The following is a 15,775-nucleotide window of genomic DNA, read 5'->3' as shown; positions in this document are numbered from 1 at the left end:
TCGCATTCCGCAAGATCACTCAAAAGCAACTTATGCACCTATGCTCAAAAAAGAGGATGGGATGATAGACTGGAGAAAATCCTCTGAAGATATCAATAACCTCATCCGCGGCACACTACCCTGGCCAGGTGCATACACAACCATCTATGGCAAAAATCTAAAACTTCACCAAGCTAAGATATCCAGTGGTAAAGGAAACCCAGGAGAGGTGATGGTGTCCGAATCCGGAACGTTGAGAGTCGCTACGGGAGATGGTGCCCTTGATATCAGAGAGATCCAGATGGAGGGGGCAAAAAAATTACCTATCCAGGCATTTTTAACAGGCCGAAAAATTCCCGAAGGCACTATATTGGGCAAATAAGAATCGGAATCCAACCCTATCGGGACAAGAATGTCCCGACTATCCATAATAAATATTCTCATCAATTACGATAGGCGGGGTTTTCCAACCCCGCGCGGGAGGAGATAATCTATAGTTTACACGTTATTTAGATTGCTTCGCGTGGCCCACAATTGACAAAAAAACCATGTATTAAACTACAGGAAATTCGCTTGCTAAAATTTTGAATATACTAAACACTCAAAACAACGTCGAATGACCCGATCTTTACCTTAGAAGCGATACCGTTTTTCCAACATATATCCCTTGCCACACCCTGAAGCTCCTTTGGAACTAAAACCACAAGTTGTACACCGAGCTGTGACATCTCTTTCCACTCACCGAGCTCCTGCTCATTAACGGTGTCCTTTGTCTCGACTTCCACTATCAAGACGATTTGTCCGTAATTCACACACACAGCGTCGGGATAATGTCCTTTTACCCCATAATTCTGCTCTTCCCCGGGATTTATGTGGACTTCTTTATGAATCTTCGAATACTTTTCCTGTAGCTTTCTTATCACCCAATCGTGAAGAAACTGTTCATCAGCCGTTCTATCCATATCATTTTCCCCACATGAGCTTCGTCTTAAGAATAGTAAAATAATCCCTGAAAGGGGACCTGATTAACCTAACAGAGTTATCTGACTTTCTAACCTCTATCTCATCGCCTTTTTCTAAGTTAACCCCGAGCTGCCCATCAAGGGTGAGGTATATATCAGATGTTTCTGTAAGAACCTTGACCTTTATTGTCGATTCATTTGATACGACAAGTGGCCTGTTGGTAAGCATATGCGGAGAAATGGGGGTAATTATGGTCAGGGGTAGCGTCGGATAAACTATTGGTCCCCCGGCAGATAGTGAGTAGGCTGTAGATCCAGTGGGTGTAGATAGAATTAACCCGTCCGCCCTGTAGGAAGTCACACGGGAACCATTTATATATATTTCGAGATCTATTACTCGTGCCATGGCCCCTTTGCAAATTACGACATCATTTAGGACAAAATAGTCTCCGATACTCTTTGATCTTCTACGGATGACAGCAGATAGCATTTCCCTTTTTTCTGTAACGAATTCTCCTTTAATAATACTCTCAACGACTGGATAGAGTTCATCAATCGTTATTTCTGTTAGAAAGCCCAAACCCCCGAGATTAACACCTAGTATAGGTATATTGCGTCTGCAGACCAGACGTGCGACATCGAGGAACGTTCCATCACCTCCAAAAACCAAAACAACATCTGAAACCTCGGGAAGGACACTACGGGGTACGGAATTCGGGTGGTCAATTTTTTTACCTATCTCTTCTTCAACATAGACCTCAACCTTTCTTTTCGCAAGCCACTTGCTTAATTCATCCGCAATTTCAAATACCTCTTTGTTATTGGCTTTTCCTATTAGACCAATTCTCAATTAAATCTCCCTTTTATATGATACGTCACATGATGAAAGAAATTTTTATAAATCGATATAATATACGTGAGAGGTTAAGGAATCAAAGCAAATGACATTTAAGTTTTACTGACCCGTATTGCCAATAATTTTATCCCTACCGTCTTTTGAGGAGAACACCAGATATCTCTTTATAAACTCACTCAAATCACCATCCAATACAGGTTCAACATTTCCAGTTTCATACTCAGTTCTATGGTCTTTTATCATCCTATATGGATGTAGCACATAAGACCTGATTTGACTACCCCACCCTATTTCCTTCTTTGTCGAGTTTAGCTCCTCAAGCCTTTCCCTTTGTTTTTCTTTCTCAAGCTCATAAAGTCTCGCACGGAGTATCCTTAAGGCATTAACGCGGTTTTGATGTTGAGAGCGTTCATTCTGACAACTGACCACGACTCCTGTGGGCAAGTGTGTAATTCGAACAGCCGAATCTGTTTTGTTCACATGCTGACCACCCTTACCGCTGGCACGAAACGTGTCGACCCTCAGGTCACCTTCATCAAGCTCAACTTCAATAGTATCGTCTATCTCCGGAGAAACGAAGATCGAAGAGAATGATGTGTGCCTTCTCTTATTTGAGTCAAAAGGAGATATCCGAACTAGACGATGCACCCCGCTTTCGCCTTTCAAGTATCCATATGCATATGGTCCCTTTACAAGAAATGTTGCACTTTTAATACCGGCTTCCTCTCCCTCCTGCATGTCCAGCATCTGGACCTCGAAACCCATTCTCTCCGTATACCTTAAGTACATCCTGAGAAGCATTTCAGACCAATCCTGCGCCTCTGTTCCCCCGGCGCCTGAATTGATGGAAACAATTGCATTTCTCTCATCGTCGGGATCTCCCAGTATACGCTTAAACTCTAAGTCCTCAACCTTTTTCTCAATCCTAAATAACTTGTCTCTGGCTTCTTCTGCGGCTTCTTCATCTCTTTCTTCAATAGAAAGCTCGTTTAAAACCTCAGCATCCTCAAACTCACTATTTAGGTGCTCAAATTCATCTATAATACCCTTTATCTTAGACTGTTCCCTGACACATTGTTGTGCCTTCTCTGGCTCATCCCAGAATTTGGGCTGGGAGATTATTTTATCTAATTCAGCTAAACGCGATTTTTTGCCAGGCAGGTCAAACAAAACCCCTTAAATCACTGATCCTATTCTTAAGATCCTCTATCTTCTCACTATTTTCTGTCAACATATCTAAACCTCCGTGATACAAATATATGTCTCGTATCCTAAAATTTCAATGATGTTGAATTATATCAAATTTTGGGTAGATTCTTAAATTCATCTTAAAAATAGTGGAGAATATAAAGTGAAAACATATCTTTTTACACCGGGCCCGGTCCCCGTTCCAGATGAAGTGCTTTTAGAGATGGCTAGGCCGATAATTCACCACAGGACTGCAGAGTTCGAGGGGATATTCGCCCAAGTTAGAGAAGGGCTTCGTTATATTTATGGTACAAAAGAGGAGGTATTTATTTTAGCCTCATCTGGTACTGGTGCTATGGAAGCTGCTGTATCAAATACCCTCTCCTTTGGAGACAGAGTTCTGGTTATTAACGGTGGTAAGTTTGGTGAGAGGTGGGGTAAGATCTGTCGTGCATTTGGGTTAGAGGTAGAAGAGATCGTGGTCGAGTGGGGCGAGGCCGTTGACCCAAATAAGGTAAGTGATATTCTGAAAAGGGACCATTCTATCCGCGCCGTGTTAGTTCAGGCGAGCGAATCCTCAACTGGCGTAAAACACCCAACTGCTGAAATTGCTCAGATCACACGAGAAAGGGATGATGTAATCCTGATTGTCGACGGCATAACAGCCGTAGGGGTATTTCCCTTGCCATTTGATGACACTGGGATAGATGTACTTGTTGGAGGATCTCAAAAGGCCTTTATGCTCCCCCCAGGACTCGCTTTTGCAACAATGGGTGAGAAGGCATGGGAATTTTACGGAAGATCTAGCCTTCCAAAGTTTTATTTTGACTTTAAAAGCTATCAAAACAATGCGAATAAGAACACCACGCCCTGGACCCCAGCTATCACACTAATAATCGGCCTTGCCATAGTACTAAGAAACTTTAAAGAAGAAGGGCTCGAAAAAATTTACAACCGACACGCAACCCTCGCACTGGCGACAAGGGAAGCGATGAAGGCTATCGGTCTAGAACTATATGCCAAACACTCGCCAAGCCCGGCCCTCACAGCCGTGGTTGCGCCCGAGGAGATTGGCGCAGGCAAGGTCATAGACGGGCTTAGACAAAAATTTGGTATGACGGTTGCAGGAGGACAGGATCAGGCAAAAGGAAAGATATTCAGGATTTCACATATTGGTTTCATAGATAAGGCAGCTACAATTGCCGTAATATCTGCGGTAGAGTCGGTCCTCAAGGATCTTGGACACGAATTCGTTTTTGGAAAAGGTCTTACAAAAGCAGCCGAAATCCTATCAATGGATTAAACTTCTCTACAAAAATAGGATTTAAACTGTTACAAGAGAAAAATTTTAATCATGGGTAACCGTTGCCTTATAGTGTTATGTTCTCGTCTCATAACAACTCAGACCTATTGGCTCACATTCAGTCGTCTCGACCTGGAGTGTCACGTGGCTGATTCGAAACTTATCAAATAACACGTTCTTCAACTCACTGACAAGGTCTTCTGACAAGTGCATATCTTCAATGACTAAGTGCGCACTCAAAGCTTCAAATCCCTGGGTCAACGTCCAGGCATGGAGATCATGCACACTAAGAACACCCCTGTGAGAGCGGATTGTATCTTCAACTGACTTTAGTTCTATACCCTTTGGTGTTCCCTCAAGAAGAATATGTATAGAATCCCAGAATAAACCCCAGGCGCCCCTAATAATCAATATGGAAATTATAATACTAATTATTGAATCCGCATAATACCAATTAGTCACCAGGATGATAAGACCAGCAATTAAAGTGCCTAAAGAACCCAATGCATCACTTATGACATGGTAAAATGCACCGCGTATGTTCAAGTTCTCGTTTTGGTACTTCGACAAAACGAATGCCCCGATCAGATTTATTAACAAGCCAAAGACCGCCACCACCGTCATCATCAGGCTTTTGACTTCACTAGGCTCCAGTAGCCGTTTATAAGCTTCCAACATTATCACTATAGATAATACAAATAAAATCAGACTGTTAAAGAAGGCAGCTAGAATCTCAGCCCTGTAAAAGCCAAACGTTTTTACAGATGTTGGAGGTTTCAATGAGAACCAGATTGCTAAAATGGCAATAGAAATTGCGAAAACATCCGTAAACATATGCACCGCATCGGAAAGAAGCGCCAAGCTACCCGTGTAAAAGCCAGCCACAACCTCTATGATCATAAAGCATATAGTAAGGCAAAGGACAACCACGAGGGCCTTTTTTTCTTTGAAGTCTCTAACGTTGTGATGAAAATGGTCTTCGGTTCTCATATCGATTAACAATACATACGATAAATATAAGAGTCAAAATCCTTCTAAGGCCATTGTGTTGGCTAGATTATTACGATCTCCTCAGGATATTTATCACCCTAAATAGCTATTTACGAATAATGGCACGGACGAAGAATTGACACATGGATTAGGTTTCTATCAATTCGAGAGTCCTTGATCATCCCCAAAAAATGCCAATCGATTAAAGGTACCGCGAGAGCATGATCTATCAGGAAGTCCAACTGATAAAGGGATTTTTATATGAGCTCAGTTATTAATTACTATATTGGAGATATCAATGCTCCAAACTTTTCCATTATCTTTAGGTTTTCCCTGTAATCGACTGGACAATCAATCACAACTGGTCTATCTTTGGAAAAGGCCTCTTCAAATACTGGTTTAAGCTCGTTTGTCGATTCAATTTTATAACCATAGGCACCAAAACTCTCAGCGAACTTGACAAAATCGGGATTCCCAAAGTTCACATGTGACTTTCTTCCAAAGGTGGTCTGCTGCTTGATCTCTATCAAACTGTAACTATTATCGTGGAAAATTAAACTAACTACCGGAATATTCTCCCTGACAGCCGTTTCCAATTCCTGACAATTCATCATAAACCCCCCATCACCGGTAACTGTTACCACCTTCTTATCGGGATAGAGAAGTTTTGCAGCTACAGCACCCGGCAATCCTATGCCCATAGTTGCAAATCCGTTTGAGATAATGCAAGTGTTCGGTCTATAACAAGGATAAATCCGTGCGACCCAGAGTTTATGGGCACCTACATCGGAGACTACAATATCGCGCTCTCCCATAATGTCTCTTAAGTCCGCTAGGATCTTTTGAGGCTTTGGCGGATAGGCTCTGTCGTCTTTATACCTCTCATATTCACTTAAAATTGCCTTTCTGAGTTGAATCGAATAGTCGGCCTCATTCGGCGTAGCCCTACCGGCAACCTCTCTCAGGGAAATAGAGATGTCCCCAACAACACCCACGCTAACTATGTAATGTGAATCAACTTCGGCGGGTGACATGTCTATATGAACTATCTTTTTATCCCTTTTTGGATTCCATTTCGCCGGCGGATACTCAACAATATCATAACCAACCGTAATTATTACATCCGCCCTTGCAAGACCAGATGCGATATAATCACCGGCCTGAAGGCCTACCGTATATAATGAAAGCTCATGATTATCCGAAAGTGCACCCTTACCCATAAACGTGTGGGCTACAGGTATATTCAATTTTTCAGCAAAATATCGTAGCTCCTGCGAAGCATTTCCCCTTATCACCCCATTTCCCGCTAACACCATCGGGTATTTGGCCTCTGAGATTATGCTGGCCGCCTTTTCAACCTTATCAGACCTCGGATGGGGCTTAGATGGAAATTGAACAAAGAGCGGACTCTCATTCACTTCCATGTCTGCTACATCTTCGGGGAAATCGATATGAACGGCACCCGGCTTTTCTGTCTGGCAGACCTTAAAAGCCTTCCTCATGGCTTCGGGAATAATCTCAGGGATCTTAATTTGCGTATTCCATTTTGTTATTGGAGCAAAAATTCCGACAATATCTATGTACTGGTGAGACTCCTTATGCATTCTATCTAAGGACGCCTGACCTGTTATTGCTACCAGTGGAGCCCTATCCATATTTGCGTCTGCTACTCCGGTGATAAGGTTAGTTGCACCCGGGCCAAGGGTTGAAAGACAAACTCCGGCCTTCCCACTCAAACGACCATACACATCAGCCATGAAGGCTGCACCCTGTTCGTGGCGTGTCAATATGAACCGAATCTTAGAATCCAAGAGGGCATCCATTATCGCGATATTTTCCTCACCGGGAAGACCAAACATACATTCAACATTATCGTTCTCCAGGCATTTTACGAGTAATTCTGCTGCTTTCATCAATTTCACCTTTAGTAATTTGGTTATGCTACGTTCACAATGTCAATCAAAAAATAATCATTGAGTATCTGAATTCTTGAAATGCCGCAGCACAAGTGGATCCTTATCCAATTCTGAAATTAGGTATCCGACCTCATACTGATCACCCCGATTCCAGTATAGCCTTATTCCCTGTGGGGTTACCAAGTAAGAACCTTCCATTTTTGTTTCATCCGGAAGTTTGACCTGAAATACTGGATATCCGACGGTACCACCGCCGATATTAACAATTCTTCTTTCTTCCCTGATTTTATTTACAACATATGCCAGATCCCAAACTTTCGGAAATACCTGCCCCTTCACTTCAATTATCATAACAAACCTGCTTCAGGATATATAGTTCTCTGATCAAACATCAATCTAAAACCTCAATCCTAGTTATAATTCCTATGCAAGTTAAAAGCATATCTAGCCCTTTATCCCTATCGTACACATAGAGTTCATTTAACATACCTCCGCAATGCGGACATTGAATATTCAGATGACACCAAGTATCACATTTGTCGCAAAACATACCTTTCTCTTCATACCATCGGAGATGAGAATATAAAAGTTCGTTTAACCCCCTCTTACCCAATGAGCCCGCCCAGTAGCTTATGTCTTCTATGATTACATCGCGGAATTTACCCGGGACTTCAGTTAGACCTCCCGAATAAATTTCCTTTTCGCCGACATATATTTTAAATAAGGACCCCATATCAAAAAGATGTAAAATTTAAAATATTGATAAATAACAATAAGACGCCTTACAACTCTAATTCTTACACCATAACTCCTTAATCACTTCGAATTTTTAATACTCAGAATTATACCCCTTGTATCACAATTTTCATTGGACTTAAATATCATTAATAAAGATTGCAGATACCTCTAGACCCTTGACACCTTTGACATCAGCAGATGGTCAACTAAAACAAGGTTCACCATTGCTTCGGCAATCGGAACTGCCCTAGGGCACAGGCAGGGATCATGTCTCCCCTTGACCACTAAATCCTTCTCATCTCCAAATTTGTCTACAGTCTTCTGCACTTTCGGAATTGAAGAAGTGGGTTTTATCGCAATTCGAACAATTAAATCCTCTCCAGTTGTAATGCCGCCGAGTAATCCACCGGCATTGTTGGTCTTAAACCTGAGCTTCCCCGTGTCATCTTTGTACATCAAATCATTAACCTCTGATCCCTTTCGCCTTGCAGCTTCAAATCCTAAGCCCACTTCAAACCCCCTTATTCCCCCGATACTCATCAATGCGCGGGCAAGATCGGCTTCCATCTTGTTGAAAACTGGGCTCCCCAGCCCTGCTGGTACACCCTTTGACACAACCTCTACTAAACCGCCAATCGAATCACCTTCTCGCCGCACATCCTCGATAAGCTCTATCATCTCTTTGGCAACTTCTGGATCAGGGCATCTCACAGGGTTATTCTCAATTTCATCAAGATCGATATTTAAGGCAACAATATCACCTACCTGCTTCACATAGCCAAACGTTTTTATTCCATGGATACCAAGTAGTTTTTTTGCAATTGCGGCAGCGGCCACACGACCAACCGTTTCCCTTGCCGATGATCTTCCACCCCCTCTGTAATCCCTTATCCCGTACTTGGTCTCATAGGTAAAATCCGCATGTCCCGGACGATAAGTGTCCTTTATGTCTTCATAAGATTTGGAGATCACATCAGCGTTTTGAATCATCAGCGAGATCGGTGTACCTAATGTTTTTCCCTCAAAGACTCCGGAAAGGATCTCAACCTTATCCGGTTCCTTTCTCTGAGTTGTTATCCTGCTTTGTCCCGGACGTCTCCTATCAAGCTCATGCTGGATATCGTCCTCCGAGATACCTAGTCCTGCCGGGCATCCGTCTATAATTACCCCGAGTGCGGAACCGTGAGACTCACCCCAGGTAGTAATACGAAAAAGATTTCCAAATGAATTTCCGGGCATGTGAAAATGTTATATGACTTGGGGTTTTGTTTCAAACATTATCAAATAATCTAATGATCCAGATACCCATTTTCCCTGAACCATGACACGGTCTTCTTAATAGTTTCCTCTATTGGCGATTGTGAATAACCAAGCTCTTTTATTGCCTTGGAACTGTCACAGTACCAAACGTAGTTTGATAATCTAACAGAATCCATGTCCATCGAAGAATAATTTGGGAATGATTTACCCAGTATCCGCTCCACAACACAAGCAGTAGCGTATGCAATAAAATACGGAATCTTTATTCTGGGACCTTGAATACCGGTAACCCGCTCTAAGAGCTGGAAAAGCTCCTTAATCGTTACATTCCTATTTCCCAGTATATAGCGTTCTCCAATACGCCCTTTCTCAGCGGCAAGCAGATGCCCATTGGCCACATCCTCTACATCAACCAAATTCATTGTGCCCTCCATATACCCAGGGAACTTCTTCTTACAGAACCAGAGTATAAAACCAGTGCTCGACAAATAAATATCGCCGGGTCCGATGACCACCGAAGGGTTTACAATGACCAAAGGCAACCCTTTTTCGCAGATCCGCAAAGCCTCTTTTTCAGCATAATATTTCGTGTTTAGATATTGGATACCTTCATCTTCCAGGGTAAATTCCGTCTGCTCATTAGCGATACCACGATCCGGATCAGGTCCAACAGCAGCTACGCTGCTGGTATATACAGCTTTTTGGACACCGGCTTCCAGGGCTGCGGAAAGTGCATTCATCGTTCCTTTAACATTGATATCTTCCATCTTCTTATAATCGGACTTACGAAATGAAACAAAACCAGCTGTATGATAGATGGTATCGCAACCCTCTAAAGCCGCCTTTATTGAATCCTTTTCCATCACATCCCCATAAACACGTTCAACATCCAAGCGTTCGATATTTGTGGTCTTGCTAGTCTTTCTCAATAGGACCCTTACCTTTTCTCCCTTTTGCACAAGTTTTCTAACAACATGTGATCCGATAAAACCTGTTGCACCGGTAACCAAGGTAGCCATATGTTGCCTCCTTTAAGGTGATAATCTTACTGGAAGAAAGTCTATTATAATACAAATAAGTTAAGATATGAAAACACGTCTTTCATGAATCAAACTTACGAAGCGAGGCTACGGATTCAATATGAAATGTCTGTGGAAACATATCAAATGGACAAATCTTCTCTAGCTTATAATCTTTCTCAGTTAAACTCTTTAGATCCCTGGCCAATGTCGATGGGTTACACGACACATAAATCATTCTTTTTGGTGATAGCTTTAGTAAGTCCTCTAAAATATCCCTAGCACCTTCTCTCGGGGGATCCAGGATGACCAGGTCGAATTTGGCTCTTCGATGAAAATTGTTCCGTAGGAAAGAAGCCACTGAAGAACATACAAATCTTACATTTCCTATCATATTCGCTTTTGAATTTCTTCGCGCAAGTGATACACCCATCTTGCTGATATCAACCCCTAATACCTTTCGAGCACTTTTTGCAAGATGTAGAGAAAAATTACCAACACCGGAGAACAGATCTAGAACCTCTTCATTGCCTTGGAGTTTAGCCCAATCCAAGACAGTACTAACCAGCTGCTCATTAATTCTCCTATTTGCTTGTATGAATACGGATGGAACCGAATAAAAATTGAGACCTAGTGACTCAAACTGAAATACATGTTCTCCATGATCTTGAAAGCCAAGGCATTTGAAGGCTTCATTAAGCTCATGGTCTTTTTTTGAACCAGAATAAACGTATCCCTCGGGCCCATTTGTGATACAATAAAAGGTCACATAAGCTCTCTTCCCATCCGAGACAATATTAATTCTGTTAAACGGCAACGAATCATATTCATCTCTCAAAAAGAATTCATTTAGATTCTTTATCTCTGAATTAATTTCTTCCGATGCGATAGGACATCCACTAATTGGGACCCTGCTCAATTCTTCTTTCTCATGATAACCGAGTCTAAAGTTTCCATCTTCCAACCAGGCCGAAAGTGTGACCCGGTCCCTATAACCATATTCATTAGGAGATGGAACGATGGGCTCAATATTTAACTCCTTGAAACCCCCTATCCTAAGAAGCGTCTCGGTAAGGATCTGCTCTTTAGCCTTTAACTGTAAAGGGTAATTAAAATGCTGCCATTGACATCCACCGCATTTTCCAAACACGGTACATTTAGGCCCAGTCCTTTCTGGAGAGGGTTTTATAATCCTTTCTATCTTTGCTTCAGCGAAAGTTCTCTTATCACTAACAACAGTCACTTCAAGTAAATCATCCGGAACGCCTCCACTAACAAAGATGGCTTTCCCATCGACTCTCCCAAAGCCCATACCACCATAAATTAACTTTTCGATTTTTACCAGCAATTCAAACCCTTTACAAAGTATAAACTATCCATCCCTCCAGTCATACCCAAAAGTAACAACCGGGAATCAATTCGCTATTCATTTGTATAAATATGAAAAATCATTCTTTCTGTATGTATTCATGCAATTCTTAGGTCTGGTATTATTTCTTAATGTAGTGTTCTTATAGTAATGTTGTTGGAGAAGGAAAACAAATTCCTTTTCCAGTATAATGTTTACACTGACCCCGATTAATTATAAGTTCCTGCATGAAACCAATAAAAATCGATCAAACGACCTTTTTTAAACTACCTCCCGAAATCCTCTGGAAATTTTTGGCCGATACCGACCAATTGAATAGAAACATAGGACTACCCGATGTCTCGTTTGTTCCGTTTTCGGAGCCTGTAAGAAAAGGATATTACAATGCTGTGATAAGGTTTCTGGGAATTAAGATAAGATATGAAGAGTATCCATTCGATTTTATTGCTGGCGATTATTATGAGGTAAAAAGAAGTTTCAGAACCGGTCCCCTAAAGACAATAAAGGGAGGGGTCAAGCTCTTACCCGAGAGTAGAGGAACGCGCCTGAATGTTTACACCATCGTGACGCCGCGGAACTTGATTGGGTATATCCTTGCGCACACGGCGCTCAAAAAGAAAGCCACTCGGGACATCGTTGCCTTCATCAGACACCTGGAACAACAATTCCTCCTGAATCGAGATATTAATTCTCTCGCGACCTTAAGACCTCCACAGATTAATGATGACGAGTTAATCAACCGCTTGAACAGATTGAAGTCCTATCCAGTTAGTCAAGACCTGGTCGACAAGTTAGAAAACTTTCTAAAGAATTCATCGGATTTAGAGGTCACCCGAATACGTCCATTCGAACTTGCCTATCAATGGGGCCATGATCCAATGGAACTGTTAAGGTTCTTTCTCTACGCCGCAAAGGCCGGCGTTTTGGACTTAATTTGGCACGTTTTATGCCCCAATTGCAGAGCCGCGACACAGGAGGTATCAAAGTTTTATGAACTGAGACCGAATTCTCATTGCTCGACATGTCAGATAAGGTTCGACTCCGACTTTTCAAAATCTGTGGAGGCACTCTTTAGCGTTCACAGCTCGATCAGAGTTGCTCATAAAGCTATATACTGCATAGGAGGCCCCGCAAATATGCCCCAAATCCAGGCGCAATTCAGAATCCAGCCGCAGGCGAAAAGAGATGAAAAGGTTACATTTGAAAATGGCAAGGTTAGAATCAGAAGTTTTCACTTCAAAAATATAATCTATCGCTTAATCTCAAATGACGAAGAATCTCGTTCCCACCTTACGGTTCATGCTACTCCTGAGGGACTGGCTGTCGACGATACTAAATTGAAAGCTGGTACAGTCGAAATTCATTTCATAAATGATCTCGATGATGAAATCCTTATCGTCATCGAGCACGAGAATTATCTTAGATATACGGCGACAGCAGCACAGGTAATCACCCTGCAGGAGTTTCGAGATCTTTTTCCTAGTGTTACGTTATCGCCAGGGATTCAGATTGCATTTTCCGATCTGGTTCTTCTCTTCACCGACCTTAAGAGTTCCACTGCCATGTATGAGACTGTGGGAGATTCTATGGCCTTCGAATTTGTGCAGAATCATTTCAAGTTTATAACCGGGATTGTAAGAAAGTATAACGGCGGAATAGTGAAAACAATGGGTGATGCCGTAATGGCCTCTTTTATAAATCCTAAGGATGCCTTTCAGGCTGCACTCGATATACAGCTAGAATGGAATTCCTTTATTGAAAACGAAAATTCTAATGCTAATTTACGACTCAAAATCGGCCTTCATAAAGGAACGGCCTATGCAGTCAATGAAAATGAAAATCAGGACTATTTCGGGTCCATGGTCAATGAGGCATCTAGAATTGAGTCGAAATCAAACGGAGGAGATATAGTCTTTTCAAGAGATATAATTGAAGATCCAGGCGTCAAATTCATTCTAAACCAAAGAGGACTTACTCCCGAAACCTTTACAACCCAACTAAAGGGATTGGTAGAAGATAGAACTCTCTACCGCGTTCAGGTCCTTATTTAGGGGCAATTAAAATGACGTTCTTATGTCGATATTTACGATCTAAATATACAAATCTTTTATGCCATTATTGGGGTTGTATCCCCTTGAGTTAGATTTTGGATTCAGAACATGACTATATTTTTTCATAAAAATAGTAGATAATATTAGAATGAACAGTGCTGTTGCAAGCTGCAGGGTATCCGCAAATAAAAAAACGGCCATAACTGTCATTGGTAGATGTTACATAATTCGGGGACAAAATTTATACGATTTCATGGATAGATTAAATGGCATTCCAAAAATTGCGTTAAGAAAATCAGGAACGAAGACGTAAGAAAAAATTTGCGGGTTGCGGTTGGATTAAATTTTTTAGTCGGAGTTCATGATTTTTAGCAAATTTTTGGGCAGCCTTGATTTTTGCTTCTTTGTATCAAGACAAAGAAGTTAGAAATAGGGTTAATACAACTGAGGGAGATACTTTTAAAGATTCTGTCCTCGAAATATCTGCCATCTACAGCAATGACACATCGGCAGCCCTGTAACAGGCACCAGGGGATTTGCTAGTTAAATGTAATAATTAATCTTTCATAAATTTAAAAACAAGGAGAGACAGATGCCTAAAGTAAAAGCAAATAACATAAATATCAATTACGAGAAACAGGGTGTTGGAGAACCCCTAATCCTTATACCCTTTACGAGCGCAGACAACGCTTGCTATGCGTTCCAACTCCCGGATTATTCAAAGCACTTCGAATGCTACACCATCGACCCGAGGGGAGCAGGCGAAACTGACAAACCTGCGGGCACCTACTCTATCGAGCTATTCGCTGACGATGTTGCTGCCTTTATGCAGGAGTTGGGGATCGAAAAAGCCCATGTAGGAGGGCTCTCCCTAGGCGCTGTGATCGGTATGTGGCTCGCGGCAAAATATAGCAATAAGGTTAAATCCTTATCGATACATAGCGGATGGACGAAGACCGACCTTTTCTTAAAGACAGCGGTTGAGGGTTGGCAGGTAATGGCAAAAGCGCTTAACAATGTCGCGGAAACTGTGATCCTGGGCATTTTCCCATGGTGTTTTACGCCATCTCTATATGCCTCGAGACCCGATTACCTAAATTCCCTCGCTGATTTTGTGAGAAGCAGACCAGCGCAACCGGTCGACGCCTTCCTTCGGCAGACCGAAGCTGTTATAGCACATGACTGTGTGTCTCAATTAGGGAAAATTGTGGCCCCCACGCTCATAACCTTCGGTGAGTACGATATGATATGTTCAACACGCTTTGCCGAACCTATGAAGAGTAATATCCGAGATTCAGAATTATTAATTTTTAAAGATTGCTCTCATGCCGGATTGTATGAGAAAACAGAGGAATTCAATCAGAAGACACTGGATTTTTTGATTCGACATTCAGGGTAGCAAAAGATATGGGGAAAAAAATGAGCATATGGGCATGAATAAATGAGTTATTTTTCTTTTTGTTACTCGTCCCCTGCTATATTTAAATTATCCTTATTACTTCCATCATAATGAATTTCCTATTTCTTGCCCTCTTCTTTCTTTTCATCATCGAACTGAAGATAAGTGGAGGACTAAAGTCCTCCGCTACATGTCTATTCGCGGCTGGAAGCCGCTCCTACGATTTTACTCAGGACTCAGGACTAACGATTCCAAATCACACTTTTCTGGATCCCCGATTAAGACGTTCGAGGATGACAAATCGCGAGATTGCTTCACAAGGGCTCGCGATGACAATGTGAAGGAGATTGCTTCGCAAGAAACTGTACTGAGTACTTCGATTTCACTTCAGCACAGGCCAGTCGAAGTGCTCGCAATTGTAGATGTTACATAATTCGGGGACAGTCTCTTAAATCTTAAATGGGCATTCAAAAAATTGCCAAAATCAATTCCGGAAGCGTTAAAAAAAGTGACAATCATTACTGTCATCTCGAAGGAACAAAGTGACTGAGAGAACTAATTAATTATAGCAATAGATATCTCGCATTCGCTCGATACGCAAGCGTTTTTTGTCAGCCCTTGATTTTTGTTTCTTTGTATCAAGACAAAGAAAATAAAAAAATTAAACGATGGATCCCCGATTAAAACATTCGAGGATGACAAATGACCTCTATAGGGATTCCCGGTAAAGGATTTCGAGAACGAC

The 15,775-nt window shown here is 41.8% G+C and carries 15 protein-coding genes; 5 read left to right on the top strand and 10 right to left on the bottom strand.

Features of this window, described 5'->3' with window-relative positions; all coding sequences use genetic code 11:
- Positions 1-361 (top strand): methionyl-tRNA formyltransferase (locus VGA95_14400; protein ID HEX9667734.1); only part of this gene is annotated, 361 nt, incomplete at its 5' end.
- A gap of 211 nt (positions 362-572) precedes the next feature.
- Here VGA95_14400 and VGA95_14395 read toward each other — a convergent pair.
- The 3 genes from VGA95_14395 to prfB form a co-directional block, all read right to left on the bottom strand.
- Positions 573-941 (bottom strand): hypothetical protein, encoded by a 369-nt coding sequence (locus tag VGA95_14395; protein ID HEX9667733.1) that lies wholly within the window; start codon positions 939-941, stop codon positions 573-575.
- A 1-nt stretch (position 942) separates the two neighbouring features.
- Positions 943-1,791: an NAD(+)/NADH kinase gene (locus VGA95_14390; protein ID HEX9667732.1), complete on the bottom strand. Its 849-nt coding sequence runs from the start codon at positions 1,789-1,791 to the stop codon at positions 943-945.
- Between the two features lie 105 nt (positions 1,792-1,896).
- Positions 1,897-3,031, bottom strand: a protein-coding gene (gene prfB / locus VGA95_14385; GenBank protein ID HEX9667731.1) for a peptide chain release factor 2 whose coding sequence is annotated in 2 segments (ribosomal slippage) — positions 1,897-2,961 and positions 2,963-3,031 — 1,134 coding nt in all. Because the reading frame shifts where the segments join, the coding sequence is not laid out codon by codon here.
- A 117-nt stretch (positions 3,032-3,148) separates the two neighbouring features.
- Between prfB and VGA95_14380 the strand changes: the two genes are divergently transcribed.
- Positions 3,149-4,288 carry an alanine--glyoxylate aminotransferase family protein gene (locus VGA95_14380; GenBank protein ID HEX9667730.1) on the top strand — a complete coding sequence of 380 codons (1,140 nt, stop codon included), beginning with the start codon at positions 3,149-3,151 and terminating at the stop codon, positions 4,286-4,288.
- A 75-nt stretch (positions 4,289-4,363) separates the two neighbouring features.
- Here the strand turns inward: VGA95_14380 and VGA95_14375 are convergent, their stop codons facing one another.
- The 7 genes from VGA95_14375 to rlmD form a co-directional block, all read right to left on the bottom strand.
- Positions 4,364-5,278, bottom strand: coding sequence for a cation diffusion facilitator family transporter (locus tag VGA95_14375; GenBank protein ID HEX9667729.1), 915 nt, complete (start codon positions 5,276-5,278; stop codon positions 4,364-4,366).
- A gap of 281 nt (positions 5,279-5,559) precedes the next feature.
- On the bottom strand, positions 5,560-7,191 hold the full coding sequence (locus VGA95_14370) for an acetolactate synthase large subunit (protein HEX9667728.1): 1,632 nt from the start codon (positions 7,189-7,191) through the stop codon (positions 5,560-5,562).
- A gap of 57 nt (positions 7,192-7,248) precedes the next feature.
- A complete protein-coding gene (locus VGA95_14365; protein ID HEX9667727.1) occupies positions 7,249-7,545 on the bottom strand; it encodes a hypothetical protein in 297 nt (98 codons plus the stop codon).
- Between the two features lie 40 nt (positions 7,546-7,585).
- Entirely contained in the window at positions 7,586-7,927 is a 342-nt protein-coding gene (locus VGA95_14360) for a hypothetical protein (protein HEX9667726.1), read from the bottom strand.
- 173 nt (positions 7,928-8,100) lie between these two features.
- Positions 8,101-9,171 carry a chorismate synthase gene (gene aroC / locus VGA95_14355; protein ID HEX9667725.1) on the bottom strand — a complete coding sequence of 357 codons (1,071 nt, stop codon included), beginning with the start codon at positions 9,169-9,171 and terminating at the stop codon, positions 8,101-8,103.
- 50 nt (positions 9,172-9,221) lie between these two features.
- On the bottom strand, positions 9,222-10,211 hold the full coding sequence (locus VGA95_14350) for an SDR family oxidoreductase (protein HEX9667724.1): 990 nt from the start codon (positions 10,209-10,211) through the stop codon (positions 9,222-9,224).
- Between the two features lie 82 nt (positions 10,212-10,293).
- Positions 10,294-11,559, bottom strand: a complete 1,266-nt coding sequence (gene rlmD / locus VGA95_14345; protein ID HEX9667723.1) for a 23S rRNA (uracil(1939)-C(5))-methyltransferase RlmD — start codon at positions 11,557-11,559, stop codon at positions 10,294-10,296.
- 248 nt (positions 11,560-11,807) lie between these two features.
- Here rlmD and VGA95_14340 point away from each other — a divergent pair, with 248 nt between their 5' ends.
- The 3 genes from VGA95_14340 (at position 11,808) to VGA95_14330 (ending at position 15,463) form a co-directional block, all read left to right on the top strand.
- Positions 11,808-13,631 carry an adenylate/guanylate cyclase domain-containing protein gene (locus VGA95_14340; GenBank protein HEX9667722.1) on the top strand — a complete coding sequence of 608 codons (1,824 nt, stop codon included), beginning with the start codon at positions 11,808-11,810 and terminating at the stop codon, positions 13,629-13,631.
- Positions 13,632-14,223: 592 nt separating this feature from the next.
- Positions 14,224-15,030: an alpha/beta hydrolase gene (locus VGA95_14335; protein ID HEX9667721.1), complete on the top strand. Its 807-nt coding sequence runs from the start codon at positions 14,224-14,226 to the stop codon at positions 15,028-15,030.
- 190 nt (positions 15,031-15,220) lie between these two features.
- A complete protein-coding gene (locus VGA95_14330) occupies positions 15,221-15,463 on the top strand; it encodes a hypothetical protein (protein ID HEX9667720.1) in 243 nt (80 codons plus the stop codon).
- Positions 15,464-15,775 lie beyond the last annotated feature (312 nt).

Source organism: Thermodesulfobacteriota bacterium (assembly GCA_036397855.1).
Taxonomy (GTDB): Bacteria; Desulfobacterota_D; UBA1144; order Nemesobacterales; family CSP1-2; genus DASWID01.
This window is presented reverse-complemented; position numbering and strand designations above follow the sequence as displayed.

Coding starts and splice junctions, on each gene's coding strand:
- VGA95_14395 (HEX9667733.1), bottom strand. CDS start 941: ATGGATAGAACGGCTGATGAACAGTTTCTTCACGATTGGGTGATAAGA.
- VGA95_14375 (HEX9667729.1), bottom strand. CDS start 5,278: ATGAGAACCGAAGACCATTTTCATCACAACGTTAGAGACTTCAAAGAA.
- VGA95_14370 (HEX9667728.1), bottom strand. CDS start 7,191: ATGAAAGCAGCAGAATTACTCGTAAAATGCCTGGAGAACGATAATGTT.
- VGA95_14365 (HEX9667727.1), bottom strand. CDS start 7,545: ATGATAATTGAAGTGAAGGGGCAGGTATTTCCGAAAGTTTGGGATCTG.
- VGA95_14360 (HEX9667726.1), bottom strand. CDS start 7,927: ATGGGGTCCTTATTTAAAATATATGTCGGCGAAAAGGAAATTTATTCG.
- aroC (HEX9667725.1), bottom strand. CDS start 9,171: ATGCCCGGAAATTCATTTGGAAATCTTTTTCGTATTACTACCTGGGGT.
- VGA95_14350 (HEX9667724.1), bottom strand. CDS start 10,211: ATGGCTACCTTGGTTACCGGTGCAACAGGTTTTATCGGATCACATGTT.
- VGA95_14340 (HEX9667722.1), top strand. CDS start 11,808: ATGAAACCAATAAAAATCGATCAAACGACCTTTTTTAAACTACCTCCC.
- VGA95_14335 (HEX9667721.1), top strand. CDS start 14,224: ATGCCTAAAGTAAAAGCAAATAACATAAATATCAATTACGAGAAACAG.
- VGA95_14330 (HEX9667720.1), top strand. CDS start 15,221: ATGTCTATTCGCGGCTGGAAGCCGCTCCTACGATTTTACTCAGGACTC.